The sequence below is a fragment of the Oceanotoga sp. genome, assembly GCF_030445905.1.
GTDB lineage: Bacteria > Thermotogota > Thermotogae > Petrotogales > Petrotogaceae > Oceanotoga > Oceanotoga teriensis.
On the sequence record NZ_JASUSU010000024.1, the window covers coordinates 1 to 15038 of the forward strand.

The following is a 15038-nucleotide window of genomic DNA, read 5'->3' on the forward strand; positions in this document are numbered from 1 at the left end:
ACTTTTCAAACAGCATTTATTTCTCCGGCTTCTCAGCCAGCCGAAGTATATACTATCACATTTCTCTATCTCCTGTCAATTTCTTTTTTGTTACATTTACTCCTCCCTTTCCTTACATATTTCCACCTCTTAACGTGTTTGAATGTTACTTTAATTCAAATAAAGCTTTTTCATAATTATTTACAAACATTTTTTTACCTTTCATTATTATTTCATGACCTTCTTTTTCTAATAATTCTCTTTGCTTATCAATACCGCCAGGGTATTTTAAATTTAGTTCTCCATCTTTTTTTAAAGTCCTCCAAAATGGAGTTTTTTCTTCTTTTCTTTCTTCAGAAGCTCTTGCAACTAAGTTTATAAAAATTCCTGCTGTTAAATGACAAGTATAATCTACATTATTTTTTTTTGCTAAATATTCTCTTATATGAACAGATGTAGTTAATTTTCCTTCAGGAATTTTTTTCATGACCTTATCATATTCTATAGGTGTTGCAATAAGCATCTTATTTCCACCATATCGTTTCGCTAATTTTTTATCCTCAATTATTACAATTTTATTTACACAATCAGAAGAATTAAGTTTTTCATTCAAAGTTAATTTTTTATTTTTCATAAATCACCTTCAAATCGCAATTTATCATAAAAAATATTTTCTCTTAATAAATTCTCAACCTCACTTACATCAACGGGTTTACTAAAATAATATCCTTGAACAAGATCACAATTACCCACTTTTAGTCTTTTTATTTGTTCATAATCTTCAATTCCTTCAGCAACAACTTCAAGATTCAAACTATGTACCAACATTATCAAACTGTCCATAACTCTAATATTATTAAGTCTTAAAAATTTATCATTTACTGATTTATCTAATTTAACTTTATCTATTGGAAGGTTTGTTAAATAACTTAAAGATGAGTATCCTGTTCCAAAATCATCTATAGAAATCTTTATTCCTTTATTTCTAAGTCTATTAAATAATTTTAATGCTTGTTCTGTATAATTCAAAAAAACATTTTCTGTTATCTCTATTTCTATAAAATTGGGACTTATATCATTAATACTTAACTGCTCCATCAAAAAATTAAAATATTCATTATCATGCAATTGCAATGGAGAGAAATTAATAGAAACAGGAATTATTTTTAATCCCCTTCTCTTCCATAAACTCAATTGTTCTATTACTTTTTGAGTTACTATTCTACCTATTTTTATTATAGATCCATTCTCTTCTGATATAGGAATAAAACTTGAGGGAGATATATTATGATTTTTAAATCTGATTAAAGCTTCAAAAGTATTAACTTCTCCAGTTTTTATATTAATCTGAGGTTGATATAATATTTTGAATCCATCATTTTCTATTGCTTGTTTTATTATCGCATCTATATTCGATTTATTGAGTAAATAATTTATCATATCCATATCAAAAAATCTATAACCATTCTTTCCTGAACTCTTAACTTCATATAAAGCAAGATCTGCATACATTATTAATTGATTAATATCTTTACTATCCTTCGGAAAAATACTTATTCCAATACTGAATTTGATTTCAATTCTATATCCATCTACAAAAAATATTTTTTCAAATTTATTTTTTAATTCTTCTATAAAAACAGAAATAAATTCCGGATTATCTAAATCCTCTAAAAGAATTAAAAATTCATCTCCGCCAAATCTCGAAACAAATATATTTTCTTTATCAAAAGATTCAAGTATTTTAGCGAGTTCTTTTAAAACTTCATCGCCATAAACATGTCCCTTAGTATCATTTATAACTTTAAAATTATCAATATCCATTAAAATAATCGATCCTTTTTTACCCCTATTCATAACTCTATTAACTCTTTCCATAAATTTTCTTCTATTTGGAAGATTCGTTAAAGAATCATGATTTGCCAAAAAATCTATTTCTTCATTTTGAGCTTGTATTTCTTGTAATTGAGCTTTTAATTCTTCTTCTGATGCTGTTAACATCTCATTTTTTTCATAAACCTCTTCATTTATATCTTTAAGAATTTTATTAGCTTTATAAAGATCTCTATTTTGTTTATCTATAACAAATTGCATATTAGATAAAGCTTTAGACAACTTACCAATTTCATCTTTAGAGTCTATATAAAAATCTATATTTTTTTTACCCTGTGAATAGTCTTCAACTTTTAAAATTAATCTTTTAATATCTTTTAGATTCTCATGTAAAACGAGATAAAGAACAGCAAATAACAAAAGTATTCCAACAATATCTATATAAAGTATGAGAGTTCTTATACTCTCTATATTTTTATTAAATTCATCTTCACGCAAAATCGCTCCAACTGACCAACCATTGGATAAAATAGGTGCATACCCTATAAACTTTTTAATATCTTCATAATAAAAACTATCGAATCCTGATTTTAAATCACTCATATTTTCAACTATATCTGGATAATTATCCTTAAATTCTGACAATCTTATAGAATCTCCTCGTCCAGAATGATACAAAATTCTTTTATCTTTAGTCATCAAAAAAACATAACCACTCTCACCAAAATTATAACTTTTCAAAAGTTCTGAAATATAATCAATCATCAAATCTATTGCAGCAAATCCAATCAAATCAGAATTTTCATTTCTTATAGCTTTAACTATGCTGACCACCATTTTTCCAGTTACAGCATCAACATATGGTTCTGTAACAGAAAAATCACCATCTTTCATAACATCTTTATACCAATCTCTCTGAGTTATATACCAATCTGCGGGACTATTCCATTCATTGTGACTTATAACATAACTCGAATCAAAATCCGCAATCCAAACAAGAGCTATTCTTTCATCTAGTTTCTGAATATCAGAAAGAGTCTTTATTATATCATTATAATTATCATTTAACTTTATCTCATCTCTATTTTTTACATCATTCAAAAAATTTATTATCTGTCTATTAACAGCCATCTCTTTCACAACAAAATTATTCCTCGAAAAAAATTCATTTATTTTATTAGATACAGAATCAGCTTCTTTTAAAAGAGTATTTTCAGTTATTTCAAAAAGGATATCATATGTTCTTCTTTGAATAGAAAATAAAGAAATAAAAAATATAATGGAGACTACCAAAATAACAGATATAGTTATTCTAAGAAATAGACTACTTCTTATAATATTCATATATTATCCCCCTAATATTCATCTTAAAACAATTATAACATTTTATTTAAAAAAAATACAGATGAAATCATCTGTATTCATTATATTCTCATATAAACTTTTTTATTATTTTTTTCAATATTATAGAACTAATATATCCCAAAGATACAAGAATAATAGTCCATGCAAATATTTTTTCAGTCTGAAGATTATTTCTCGCCCAATAAAGCCCTGCACCTATACCAGTATCCAAACTCAAAAGTTCTGCCATAGCACCTATTTTCCAACCTCTTTCAATTGTAATTATACTTGCCGATGCTATATAAGGTTTAACAGAGGGAAGATAAATATGAGTAAATCTTCTAAAATCAGAAAATTTATACACATAAGACATTTGTAAAAGCTCTTCATCCGTACTTTTAACCCCTTCACGAGTATTAATAACAAATATAGGCAAAATAGATATCAATATAGTAAAAACAACTATTTTTGAATTTAATCCAAACCATATTATAGCTATTAATATCCATGAAATATTGGGAGTAGTCTGCAACATAACAATCATTGGATTAAAAAACATATTAATCTTCTCATTTAATCCCATAAAAAAACCTAAAAAAGTCCCCAGAATCATAGATAAAAAATACCCTGCAAAAAGTCTTAAAAAACTCAACCATATATTATACCAAGTATCTTTTTGAAAGATCATAGACAAAAGAGTTTCAAAAGTATATAAAGGTGATGGTAAAATAATGGGCTTATAAAATGAAGAAAAGAATTGCCATAAAAATAAAAATATGGCAACTCCTAAAATTGAATATATATACTTATTGTTTTTAAATTTAATAATAAAATTCATCATCAGGCATTTTTCCACCTATACTCTCTTCATTAAAATCATATAATACTTTAAGATATTTCTCAATCTCATCTTTGGCATCATGTGCATCTTTAAATCTCAAATTAAGTCTCTCAACAGATGCTTTAGTAACCTTATCAGATATATTCATATATTTCATACCAAGCTTAGATGCTTCATCTATATTAGAATTAACCCAATCAATGGCTTTCGAATAATCCTTATTGAAATCTTCAACAAGCTCTTTATTATCTCTCAAAAAAGCTGTTCTAACAACTAAAGAAGCTTGTGGTAACTCAATACCAGAAATCTCATACCAATCTTTTTGAACATCCTCACATATAACTGCCTTTTTATTCTTTAAAAGAATACTCGTAACAAAAGGTTCTCTTAAAAAAGCAGTATCTGTCATATCATTTATCATCAACTGTGCAATTTGATTAGGTTTTCCTCTTTTAATCTTAATATTATTAACATCATAAAAATCAGTAACAAAACTAAATAAAATATCCATAGGTCCACCTTTATCTGGAACATAAACCTCTTTTCCGGAAAGATCAGACCATGAATTTATCTCTGAATTAGTAGTCAAAAGATAAAAAACACCCCATGTATGAATATTGAGAATTTTAATATCTACCCCTTTATTATAAAGCTTAATAGCTTCATTAGTAGGGAGTAATGCGATATCAACCTCATTTTGCATGAGTTTTGAAATAACGATATTTCTATCTTTATGTATGGATGCCTCAACTGCACCATTAGAATTCTCTTGTAAATAAAAAACAGGTAAAGATGCAGGACCGACTGGAACGCTAACTTTAACACCAAAAACAAAACTACTCAATAAAAAAATCAAAAAAAATGATAAATATCTATTCTTCAATTAAAATACCCCCTTAAACTTCTAAAAAATTCTTTTTACACCATCTCTTTCTAAACTTATAAGATGAATGAACTTCACCATCAAACTTCAAAAAAGATGAAGAATCTAATTTTCTATCGAATTTATTTTCATCTAAAACAATCTTCTTAGAAAAATTATGATCTCTACCAAAAATATAAATTTCATCACATAATAAAAAAGCTTCTCTTGAATCATGGGTAACAAATATTCCCGTAATATTTTCAGAAGAAAATATAGAATTTATAAGATCTATAAAATCAAGTCTCAATCTAAAATCCAAACCAGAAAAAGGTTCATCCATCAGCAAAAGATCTGGATTAATAACAAGTGCCCTAGCTATAGAAACTCTTTGCCTCATACCACCACTTAACTCTTTGGGCATAAAATTTTTATACTTCAAAAGTTCAACCTTATCCAACACAATATCAACCATTTCTTTTCTTAAAGGCTTACTTTTCACCTTATCCCTTATAACAATCTCTACATTTTCAAAAACATTAATCCAATTAAGAAGTCTGGGTTCTTGAAAAACAAAACCCATATTAATGCTATTATTTATTAAATTTCCAGAATCCTTACTCTCAAGATTACTTATTATCTTTAAAATAGTAGACTTACCACATCCACTATATCCTAATATACCAATCATCTTTCCTTTATCAACATTCAAAGAAATATCATTTAAAACTACATTATCCCCATATCTCTTACAAAGATTCGATATATTAATAATAAAAATCACCTCTTATTATAAAAGCACCACTTCAAATGTTAGCTTACACTAACATTAACACATTTAAAAAAAGAAGTCAATAAAAAATTTATATATATAAAAAAACTCGATAAACTTTAAAAAAACTAATTAAAGACCTAAACAACCTTTTTTAATCTTTAAGTAACCTTATTATAGTATAATTTTAATTATAAAAATAGAACTACTGGAGGCAAAACATGGGAAAAACAAAAGAAATGTTAGAATATATAAAGAGTACTATGGAATATGAAAACCTTCAAATCTCTGATGACACTTTGAACAAATGTGAAGACATAATAAATAACAAAATATCTTATACAGAAGCCGTAAAAGAAATAACCAATAATTACAATAAAACAAATGAAAGACTATAGTATAAAAGATCAAATATATTGTTATGAAAATACATTAATACTAAAAAATAAATTAAATATAAAAAACAAAGAAGAATTAGAAATAGTAGAAACAAAAATTACTTCTTTTAAAATTGCAGAACTTCAAAAAAGAGAGTTTAAAGAATACAACTTAAACTTTCTTTTTTTTAAAAGAAAACATAAAAAAATTGGAGGAAAAATGAAAATACTAATCACAGGTGTTGCTGGATTCATTGGAAGCAATTATTTAAAACATCATCTAAAAAACAATCCAAAAGACTTAATAATAGGTATAGATAAATTAACCTATGCTGGAAATCTAAAAAATATCGAAAATGAATCAAAAAACAACAATTTTATATTCATAAAAGAAGACATATGCAATCAAAATTCAATACAAGAAATAATAGAAAAATATGATATAGAAAAAATAATAAACTTCGCTGCAGAATCCCACGTAGATAACTCTATCGAATCTCCACAAATTTTCACAAAAACAAATGTATTAGGAACTCAAATATTATTAGATTCTGCAAAAAAAATATGGTATGATTCAAAAAAAAATACATGGAAAACAAACACAAAGTTTATACAAATATCAACTGATGAAGTATATGGTTCTTTAGAATTAAATGAAAAACCCTTTACAGAAAATAATCTAATAGATCCTCATAGCCCATATTCTGCAAGTAAAGCTGCTGCAGACATGATTGTAAAATCATATTATGACACATATAAAATGCCAATAAATATAACAAGATGTTCAAACAACTTTGGTCCGAATCAACATGAAGAAAAACTAATACCAAAAGTAATAAAAAATGCCATAAACAAAAAACCAATTCCTGTATATGGAGATGGAAAACAAATAAGAGATTGGTTATATGTAGAAGACCATTGCAAAGCAATAGAAATGGTATTAAAAAATGCTAAATCTGGTCAAATATATAATATTGGAGATCAAACAGAAAAAACTAATATAGAATTAATAAAAACAATAATAAACTACTTAAACAAAAAAGATTCAAATATAGATACAGATTTAATACAATATGTAAAAGATAGACCTGGACATGATAAAAGATATGCCATAAATTCAAATAAAATAAAAAAAGATTTAAATTGGCAAAGTAGTAAAAATTTCGATAAAAATCTCTACAAAACAATAGATAGCTATATAAAACAATACAATATTTAAAAAGCATAAAAATGGGGGACGAATATGCCTGATTCAAATAAAATAAATGATTCATTGATCAAACATAAAATTGACAATGACTTAATCGAAAAAATATTCTTAGGAATCGATAAAAACAAAAACTATTCAAAAGAGCAAAAAGCTAAAAATCTCGTATTAATAACTTCGAGAATCGATAAATATTTAAATACTGAACAAAAAATAAAAATTATGTCATGGTGTGCCTGTTGTAAAACTGGCAAAAGAGCTAAAGATATAAGAAACTTCTCAAAAAAATATAAAGAAAAGAATTTACATGAAAAAATAAAACTATTATCCAATGTTCAATATATGAGTTCCCCAAAAATAAAAGAAAACATATTAACCACTTCTATTGAATGGAAACAAGATAACATTTACAAATGTGCATGCACTAGTTTTACAAACATTAATATAGGAAAAGTATCCAAAACCTATTGTTTATGTTGTGCTGGACATTTTAAATATCATTATGAAAAAGCTTTAGATATACAATTAAATATTAAATCTGTTATATCTTCTGCACTCAATAGTCAAGGAAAGTATCCTTGTATATTTGAATATAATATAATAAAAAAAGCATGATACTAATTTTTTAGTATCATGCTTTCTTATAAATTTATTTTTTTATTCTTTTTCTATTAATAAAAAACTTAAAAACTTCTGTATTAAAATAATCAAGAGAATAAATAAGAGGAATTCCGTGCGAATCATAAAAAACTTGATTTAACAACATAAAAAGGTTCTGTTCTTTTATATTTAAAATTTTACACATTTTTTTATCAAAAATAACTGGAACTATTTCGCTAACAGCATTTTCAAGATCAAATTTTAAATAATCTTCAAAAAATTCTATCATAGATTCTGTCGGTAATTTTTGAGGAGGCTTATTTTCAAAAAATCTTAAAGGTATACTATCAACAGCATAAACTGCCATTTGATTATCTGCTAATCTTTTTCTATAATAAGTGACAACCATTTCACCATCTTCAAGTCTTAATTTTTCTTTTATTTCTTTTTCTGGAATAACTATTTTCCTATCTAAATATTCTGTACTTGGTTTATATTTAAAAGTTTCCATAATTTCAGTAACCGACTTTAAAACTTCTAATCCACTTTTCAAGTTTACTGGAGTTCTTTTAATAAAAGTTCCCTTTCCCTGAATAGTATATATTATTCCTTCTTGTTTTAACTGACTAAGAGCTTCTCTTATAGTAATTCTACTAACTCCAAGCATTTTGACAAAATTACTTTCAGACGGAAGTTTATCACCTGTTTTTAAATTTTTCTCATCGATATAATCTTTTATTTTTTCCCTAGCTAATATACTTAAAGGTTCATCACTTTTATTTATTTTAAAAACCATTCATACACCACCAATTACTAATTAATATAGTAATTATATTATAACACTTTATTTTATTTAATTATTCTTTTGACCATAATTATCAAATTTTTTTAAAATTTTTTCCATTTCATTATTTGATAATATATTTGGCTTACCTGTTAATAAAGTTCTATAGTATATTTCAGCTACAAATTCAACCATAAGCGCTTTTTCATATGTTTTCATTAAATTTTCTCCAACTGCTAATAATCCATGATTTGCAAGTAAACAAACACTACTTTCTTTCAGGGTCTTATAAGCATTTTCAGCAAGTTCTTTTGTTCCATAAGTATAATATGGAACTACTGGAATTTTTTTACCTGCAAAACCTATAAGATAATGAATGGCTGGTATTTCTTTGTTTAAACAAGCCATAGTTGTTGCATATATTGAGTGAGTATGTACCACAGCATTAATTTTTTTATCATTTTCATAAAAAATTTTATGCATAGAAAATTCAGATGATGGATTTAAATTTCCTTCTAATTTTTTGCCATTTAAATTCATAACAACTATATCTTCTTCTTTCATTTCCATGTAATCTAAACCACTTGGTGTAATATAAATTTTTGATTTATTTCTATCAAAAACACTTATATTTCCACCTGTTCCTTTAGTAAGATTATCTTTAATCATTTTTTGACTATATTTAACTATTTTTTCTCTAATTTTAATATTCAAAATAAAAACCTCCTAAAAAATATTTTAATTAAAATGGTTTACGATATATATCGTAAACCATTCAATATAAACTATATAAAAATTACAAATAAAATATATTACTTTATTATATTTCCCCAAAGTTTTTCATCATCTGCATTATTTTTATCTACAATAAAAAAATCCGTATATACATGTGGCGGTACAAATTTGCCATCAAGTTTATCTATCGCAAGATCAACAGCTGTTTTTCCCATATCTAAAACTGTTTGGGTTATAGAAACATCTATTTTTTCCTTTCTTACAGCATATAAAGCCTGAGCTATTCCATCTATTCCGACTAATATTATATGTTCTTCATCATCAATCGGTTTTGATCTACCAGACATTTCTATAGCTGACATAGCACCTATTGTATTATCATCATTATGTCCAAAAACAGCATCTATTTTAGAATTAGCTTGTAATATATTTTGCATAACATTAAGTGCTTTTTCTTGATCAAAGTCTGCATTTTGCCTTGCTATGATGTTTATATCAGGATATTTTTCTATAACTTCATTAAAACCTTTTCCACGATCTCTAGTAGGAGTAACTCCTTGTAATCCTTCGAGTTCTACTATATTTCCAATAGGTTTTCCATATCTATCTATTAATCTTCTTACTATATATTCTCCAGCCATTCTTCCCATTGCTACATTATCTGTTTCTATAAAACAAGTCATTCCTGTTGAATTAGCTCCTCTATCGAGAAATAATATAGGAATTCCAGCTTTATTTGCTTTTTTTACAGCAGGTATTATTGCATCTCCATCAAGTGCATTCACTATTAATGCATCAACATTTTGAGTTATTAAATCCTCTATATCAGAAAGTTGTTTCATAACACTACCATTTGCATTTGCAAGAACATAATTAATTTGAAGTTCTTCGGCTCTATCTCTTACTCCTTTTTCAAGTCCTACAAAAAAACCATTATTCATAGAAGAAACAGACAAAGCTATTGTTCTACTTTTATTCATAGAATTTCCAGAAAAAACTAATAATGACAAACTTAAAATGATAAAAAATGTAATAAACTTTTTCATAAAAATCCTCCCTAAGATATAAAATTATTATTCTTTATATTTTTTAAGAATAATTTATACTTTTCATCACTAAACCCATTAACATAAAAATAATGTAAATAATAATAAAAGATCGAATATAAATCTGTTAGTCCATTTATAGAAGGTAAAGATTTCGCATTTAAAAGCATTTTAATTATAACTTCCCTTAATTTTAAAGGTAAAAAATTATATTTATATGATTTTTTTCTACATGGACAACCACTAAAATATGCTGATTCGATTTCATTTTCTTCATTAGTTAAAAATTTTAAAAAATTTAATGTTTTTTTAAAGTTAATAGTATTTTTTGAAATCACAAATCCCCAAGTAATTTTTAAAGGCTTTCTATAAGTATAATAATTAAAATCATATTTATTATTTTTCAATATATCTATAGCTTGACCACTCCAAGAAATTGCTGCATCTAATAAATTTGTTTTTAATCTTTCAGATATTTCTTTATTTCCATAATCTTCTGATCCATTTATACAAAATTTTTTAATATATAAATAATCAATAATTGATTTTTTTAACGAATCTTCAAATTCAGAAAAACCATTCAAAATATCTGTAAAATTATTATTGTTATTAAAATAAAAAGGTAAAAAATCCAAAAATATTTCATTTTTTGATGCTTTTAAAGAAAACTTATTTTTATAATGAAGTAAAAATTCTTTTAAATTTTTATAATCTAAAAATACCTTATCATATAATAAATTATCTTTTTTTTTGGCATATATAATATGTCCATCATTAAAAATTGGAAACATATAAAACTTATTTTTATAATATATTTCATATTTAACAGAATCAAAAAAATCTTCAAAATTATAATTATCTAAATCATCAATTTTTAAAATTTTATTTTTCAAAATAAGGTCTGGGAGCCATAAATTTCCTGGACACATAAAAGCATCATATAAATAAAGATCATTATCAATTATCTTAGAATATTCATGATAATAATCATTCCAATTCAAGACAACAATATCTATTTTTTCAGAAATTTTTTTCTCATATTTTTTAATAGGACTATTTTTATTTAAGTAAAAATTTACAATTGGATCTTCAACACATAAAATTTTCATACAAATCACTCATTTTTATATCTATTTTTAAGTACATCTATTAAAACCGCAACCAAAATTATAAGACCTTTAAACACTTGTTGATAAAAAGGATTAACATTTAATAAGTTCATTCCATTATTCAAAACAGACATTATCAAAACACCTATAAATGTTCCAAAAATAGTACCTTTTCCACCAGATAGACTTGCTCCACCAATCACAACAGCTCCTATAGCATCAAGTTCAAGACCTTCAGCTGATGTAGGTAAAGAAGCTCCTAACCTTCCAGATAGAACTATTCCTGCTGTTGCAGACATTAAACCTGTTATTGAATAAGCAATCATTTCAATATTGTCTATTTTTATTCCAGAAAATTTTGCTGCTTCTCGATTTCCACCAACGGCATATGTTTTTCTTCCAAAAGATGTATATTTAAGAATATAACCAGCAATAAAAAAAGCTATTATCATTATAATGATTGGTATAGGAATAATTTTGAATAAATATCCTTGACCCATAAAATTATATGTATCATTCATAATAGGAATTGTTCTTCCACCACTATAAACCATAGCCAAACCTCTTGCAATAGACATTGCAGCCAAAGTAACTATAAATGGAGGCATCTTCAATTTAGAAATAAATAATCCATTTATTAATCCAATACCAAGGCCAAAAACGAGTGTAAAAATAATTGCTAAAATTGGATTCATATTACCTCTAATCATTCCCGCAGAAATCATAGCTGTAAAAGCTAAAACTGATCCAACAGATAAATCTATTCCTCCAGTAATTATTACAAAAGTCATTCCTACAGCTACAATACCAGTAGTTGAAGATTGAACAAATATATTTCTCCAATTATTTATTGTAAAAAATCTATTAGTTAAAAGTCCTAAAATAAAACATAAAATTATAAACCCAAATAAAATCATATTACTTGATAACAATTTAAAAAAATATTTAGATCTATCATCAGTTTTATTATTAGCTACTTTAGAATTCATTTAAATAGCCCCCTTTTTACCTATTGCATAATACATTATTCTCTCCTGAGATATTTCATCTTTATTAAGTACTTTCATTAATTCACCTTCATGCATTACCATTACTCTATCACACATATTTACAACTTCTGGAAGCTCTGAAGATATTAATATAACAGATTTTCCTTTTCTTGTTATATTATTTATAAGACTATATATTTGAGCTTTAGTTCCAACATCAATACCTCTTGTGGGATCATCCAAAATTAATATATCTGGTTTTATTTCAAGCCATTTTCCTATTATGACTTTTTGTTGATTACCACCTGACAAGTATTTTATAATCTGTTTATTTGAATTAGTTTTAACTTCAAGATTTTCTATTATATTATTTGATATTCTTATTTCTTCTTTATGATTAATATATCCAAAAATATTTTTTATTTTATTCAAAATCGCTAAAACACTATTCTGTAAAACGCTAAAATCTAATATGAGACCTTCTTTTTTTCTATCTTCAGGAACAAAACCTATACCATTTTTTATAGCGATTTCAGGATTTTTTATACTTATCTTTTTGCCTTTTAAATAAACTTCGCCAGAAAAAATTTTATCTATTCCAAAAATTGCCCTCATTGTTTCGGTTCTTCCAGCTCCCATAAGACCTGCAATTCCAAAAACTTCTCCCTGTCTTACATTAAAACTTATATTTTTAACTTTTTTACTGGTTAAATTTTTTACTTCTAAAATAGTCTCTCCAATTTCATTGTTTTTCTTTGGAAATCTATCTTCTATATCTCTACCAACCATCATTTTTATAAGTTCTTTTTCTGTTACATTATTTATTTCTTTCTCTCCCATATCCTTTCCATCTCTTAAAACTTTAACTTTATCACATATTCTATAAATTTCTTCCATCTTATGAGAAATAAAAACTATTCCGACCCCCTTTTCTTTTAATGATTCTATAATATTAAAAAGTTTTTCAGATTCATCATTTGAAAGAGCAGAGGTTGGTTCATCCATAAGTATTATCTTAGAATTAAATGAAATAGCTTTTGCTATCTCTACCATTTGTTTCTTTCCAACAGATAAATTACCAACTATATCTTTTGAATTTAAATTTAAATTATTCTCTTTTAAAAGCTTTTCAGTATTTTCATACAAACATTTATAATTTATTTTTTTATATACATTTAAAGGCCATCTTCCTAAATATATATTTTCAGCAACAGACATATTATCTATAAGATTTAATTCTTGATAAATAATTGAAATACCTAATGTTTGAACCTCTTTAGGATTTTGAGGATTTATTTCTTTATCTTCAAAAATAATAATTCCTTCATCTTTTTTATAAACGCCACTTAAAATTTTCATTAAGGTACTTTTTCCTGCACCATTTTCACCAAGTAAACCTAAAACTTTTCCTTCTTCTATTTTCAAATTAACGTTATTTAAAACATTTATTTTACTAAAACTTTTACTAATATTTTTCATATTAAGAAGAATTTTCATAAAATATCACCTATTTTTTCATTAATTTTGAAATTGATTCCTCAAATGGAGGATATAAAATACCTTTTTCTGTTATAATAGCAGTTATATTTTCTGCAGGTGTAACATCAAAAGCTGGATTATAAACATCAATTTCCTTTGGAGCTATTTGTACTCCTTTTATATGAGTAATCTCACTTTTATCTCTTTCTTCTATAATTATTTCTTTTCCATTTTTAATATCAAAATCTATTGTAGAAATTGGTGCAGCTATATACATAGGAATTTCAAATTTCTTTGCGATTTCTGAAAGCATATATGTTCCTATTTTATTAGCAGTATCACCATTCGAAGCTATTCTATCTGCTCCAACAACAATTAAATCTATTTTTTTATCTCTAATTAAAGTTGCAGCTACACTGTCAGAAATTAGAGTTGCTGGTATACCTTCTTCAACTAATTCAAAAGCCGTTAATCTTGCCCCTTGAAGTCTTGGCCTTGTTTCATCAGCAAAGACTTTTATATTTTTCCCAGATAAATGAGCCGATCTTATAACTCCAATAGCTGTTCCATATCCAGCTGTTGCAAGCGCACCAGCATTACAATGTGTAAGAATAGTTGCATTTTTATCTATTAATTCATTGCCATAATTTCCAATATTTTTATTAATCTTTATATCTTCTTTTTTTATTTCATTAGCATTTTCAAGAAGTTTTTTACATATAAAACTTATATCTTGATTTTCATATTTTTTTATAATTTTTTTCTGTTCTTTTACTGCCCACATAAGATTAACTGCTGTAGGTCTTGCTTTTGAAATTTCTTTACATGCCAAATTCATTTTATAAAAAAAATCATTTTTATCAATATTTTCAAATTCTTTTGCCGCAAGATAAACAGTATACGCACCGACAACACCTATTGCTGGAGCTCCTCTAACGATCATATCTGATATAGCAAAAATACCTTCCTTATAATTTTTGGTTTTAAAAAATACTTTTTCAACTGGTAATTTTCTTTGATCAATCAAAATCATCTCTTCATTTATAAAATCAACTGTTTTTATTTTCATTATTAAATCCCT

At 25.6% G+C, this 15038-nt stretch carries 15 protein-coding genes; 3 read left to right on the forward strand and 12 right to left on the reverse strand.

What is annotated here, in order from left to right; all coding sequences use genetic code 11:
- Positions 1–145: 145 nt before the first annotated feature.
- The 5 genes from PWP28_RS08110 to PWP28_RS08130 form a co-directional block, all read right to left on the reverse strand.
- The gene (locus tag PWP28_RS08110) at positions 146–613 is read right to left on the reverse strand and encodes an MGMT family protein (protein WP_264149441.1); all 468 of its coding nucleotides are present in this window, start codon (positions 611–613) and stop codon (positions 146–148) included.
- Positions 610–3156 (reverse strand): EAL domain-containing protein, encoded by a 2547-nt coding sequence (locus PWP28_RS08115; protein ID WP_308644552.1) that lies wholly within the window; start codon positions 3154–3156, stop codon positions 610–612. The genes PWP28_RS08110 and PWP28_RS08115 overlap by 4 nt, the downstream gene beginning before the upstream one ends.
- A gap of 88 nt (positions 3157–3244) precedes the next feature.
- On the reverse strand, positions 3245–3997 hold the full coding sequence (locus tag PWP28_RS08120) for an ABC transporter permease (protein WP_308644553.1): 753 nt from the start codon (positions 3995–3997) through the stop codon (positions 3245–3247).
- Positions 3978–4880, reverse strand: coding sequence for an ABC transporter substrate-binding protein (locus tag PWP28_RS08125; RefSeq protein WP_264149439.1), 903 nt, complete (start codon positions 4878–4880; stop codon positions 3978–3980). The genes PWP28_RS08120 and PWP28_RS08125 overlap by 20 nt, the downstream gene beginning before the upstream one ends.
- A 13-nt stretch (positions 4881–4893) precedes the next feature.
- The gene (locus PWP28_RS08130; protein ID WP_308644554.1) at positions 4894–5643 is read right to left on the reverse strand and encodes an ABC transporter ATP-binding protein; all 750 of its coding nucleotides are present in this window, start codon (positions 5641–5643) and stop codon (positions 4894–4896) included.
- Between the two features lie 209 nt (positions 5644–5852).
- On the opposite strand from PWP28_RS08130, the gene PWP28_RS08135 reads away from it, so the two are divergent.
- Genes PWP28_RS08135 through PWP28_RS08145 form a run of 3 tightly spaced genes read left to right on the forward strand, consistent with a single transcriptional unit; the run spans position 5853 to position 7830 of the window.
- Positions 5853–6029 (forward strand): hypothetical protein, encoded by a 177-nt coding sequence (locus PWP28_RS08135; RefSeq protein WP_158274918.1) that lies wholly within the window; start codon positions 5853–5855, stop codon positions 6027–6029.
- Entirely contained in the window at positions 6016–7227 is a 1212-nt protein-coding gene (gene rfbB / locus PWP28_RS08140; protein ID WP_308644555.1) for a dTDP-glucose 4,6-dehydratase, read from the forward strand. The genes PWP28_RS08135 and rfbB overlap by 14 nt, the downstream gene beginning before the upstream one ends.
- 24 nt (positions 7228–7251) lie before the next feature.
- Positions 7252–7830 carry a hypothetical protein gene (locus PWP28_RS08145; RefSeq protein WP_109606679.1) on the forward strand — a complete coding sequence of 193 codons (579 nt, stop codon included), beginning with the start codon at positions 7252–7254 and terminating at the stop codon, positions 7828–7830.
- 34 nt (positions 7831–7864) lie between these two features.
- Here PWP28_RS08145 and PWP28_RS08150 read toward each other — a convergent pair whose 3' ends face one another.
- The 7 genes from PWP28_RS08150 to mtnA all read right to left on the reverse strand — a co-directional run bounded on the left by PWP28_RS08150 (position 7865) and on the right by mtnA (position 15020).
- Positions 7865–8611, reverse strand: coding sequence for a GntR family transcriptional regulator (locus PWP28_RS08150; RefSeq protein ID WP_109606681.1), 747 nt, complete (start codon positions 8609–8611; stop codon positions 7865–7867).
- A 57-nt stretch (positions 8612–8668) separates the two neighbouring features.
- Positions 8669–9313 (reverse strand): L-fuculose-phosphate aldolase, encoded by a 645-nt coding sequence (locus PWP28_RS08155; RefSeq protein WP_240597635.1) that lies wholly within the window; start codon positions 9311–9313, stop codon positions 8669–8671.
- Positions 9314–9411: 98 nt separating this feature from the next.
- Complete coding sequence (locus tag PWP28_RS08160) at positions 9412–10380, reverse strand: substrate-binding domain-containing protein (RefSeq protein WP_308644556.1); 969 nt, start codon at positions 10378–10380, stop codon at positions 9412–9414.
- Between the two features lie 11 nt (positions 10381–10391).
- Positions 10392–11489, reverse strand: coding sequence for an extracellular solute-binding protein (locus PWP28_RS08165; RefSeq protein ID WP_308644557.1), 1098 nt, complete (start codon positions 11487–11489; stop codon positions 10392–10394).
- A gap of 5 nt (positions 11490–11494) precedes the next feature.
- Complete coding sequence (locus PWP28_RS08170) at positions 11495–12406, reverse strand: ABC transporter permease (RefSeq protein WP_374045487.1); 912 nt, start codon at positions 12404–12406, stop codon at positions 11495–11497.
- 72 nt (positions 12407–12478) lie between these two features.
- Positions 12479–13975, reverse strand: coding sequence for a sugar ABC transporter ATP-binding protein (locus PWP28_RS08175; protein ID WP_109606720.1), 1497 nt, complete (start codon positions 13973–13975; stop codon positions 12479–12481).
- A 10-nt stretch (positions 13976–13985) separates the two neighbouring features.
- Entirely contained in the window at positions 13986–15020 is a 1035-nt protein-coding gene (gene mtnA / locus PWP28_RS08180; protein WP_369426065.1) for an S-methyl-5-thioribose-1-phosphate isomerase, read from the reverse strand.
- Positions 15021–15038 lie beyond the last annotated feature (18 nt).

Coding starts and splice junctions, on each gene's coding strand:
- rfbB (WP_308644555.1), top strand. CDS start 6,016: ATGAAAGACTATAGTATAAAAGATCAAATATATTGTTATGAAAATACA.
- PWP28_RS08145 (WP_109606679.1), top strand. CDS start 7,252: ATGCCTGATTCAAATAAAATAAATGATTCATTGATCAAACATAAAATT.
- PWP28_RS08175 (WP_109606720.1), bottom strand. CDS start 13,975: ATGAAAATTCTTCTTAATATGAAAAATATTAGTAAAAGTTTTAGTAAA.
- PWP28_RS08110 (WP_264149441.1), bottom strand. CDS start 613: ATGAAAAATAAAAAATTAACTTTGAATGAAAAACTTAATTCTTCTGAT.
- PWP28_RS08115 (WP_308644552.1), bottom strand. CDS start 3,156: ATGAATATTATAAGAAGTAGTCTATTTCTTAGAATAACTATATCTGTT.
- PWP28_RS08120 (WP_308644553.1), bottom strand. CDS start 3,997: ATGATGAATTTTATTATTAAATTTAAAAACAATAAGTATATATATTCA.
- PWP28_RS08165 (WP_308644557.1), bottom strand. CDS start 11,489: ATGAAAATTTTATGTGTTGAAGATCCAATTGTAAATTTTTACTTAAAT.
- PWP28_RS08170 (WP_374045487.1), bottom strand. CDS start 12,406: ATGATTTTATTTGGGTTTATAATTTTATGTTTTATTTTAGGACTTTTA.
- PWP28_RS08160 (WP_308644556.1), bottom strand. CDS start 10,380: ATGAAAAAGTTTATTACATTTTTTATCATTTTAAGTTTGTCATTATTA.
- PWP28_RS08135 (WP_158274918.1), top strand. CDS start 5,853: ATGGGAAAAACAAAAGAAATGTTAGAATATATAAAGAGTACTATGGAA.
- PWP28_RS08150 (WP_109606681.1), bottom strand. CDS start 8,611: ATGGTTTTTAAAATAAATAAAAGTGATGAACCTTTAAGTATATTAGCT.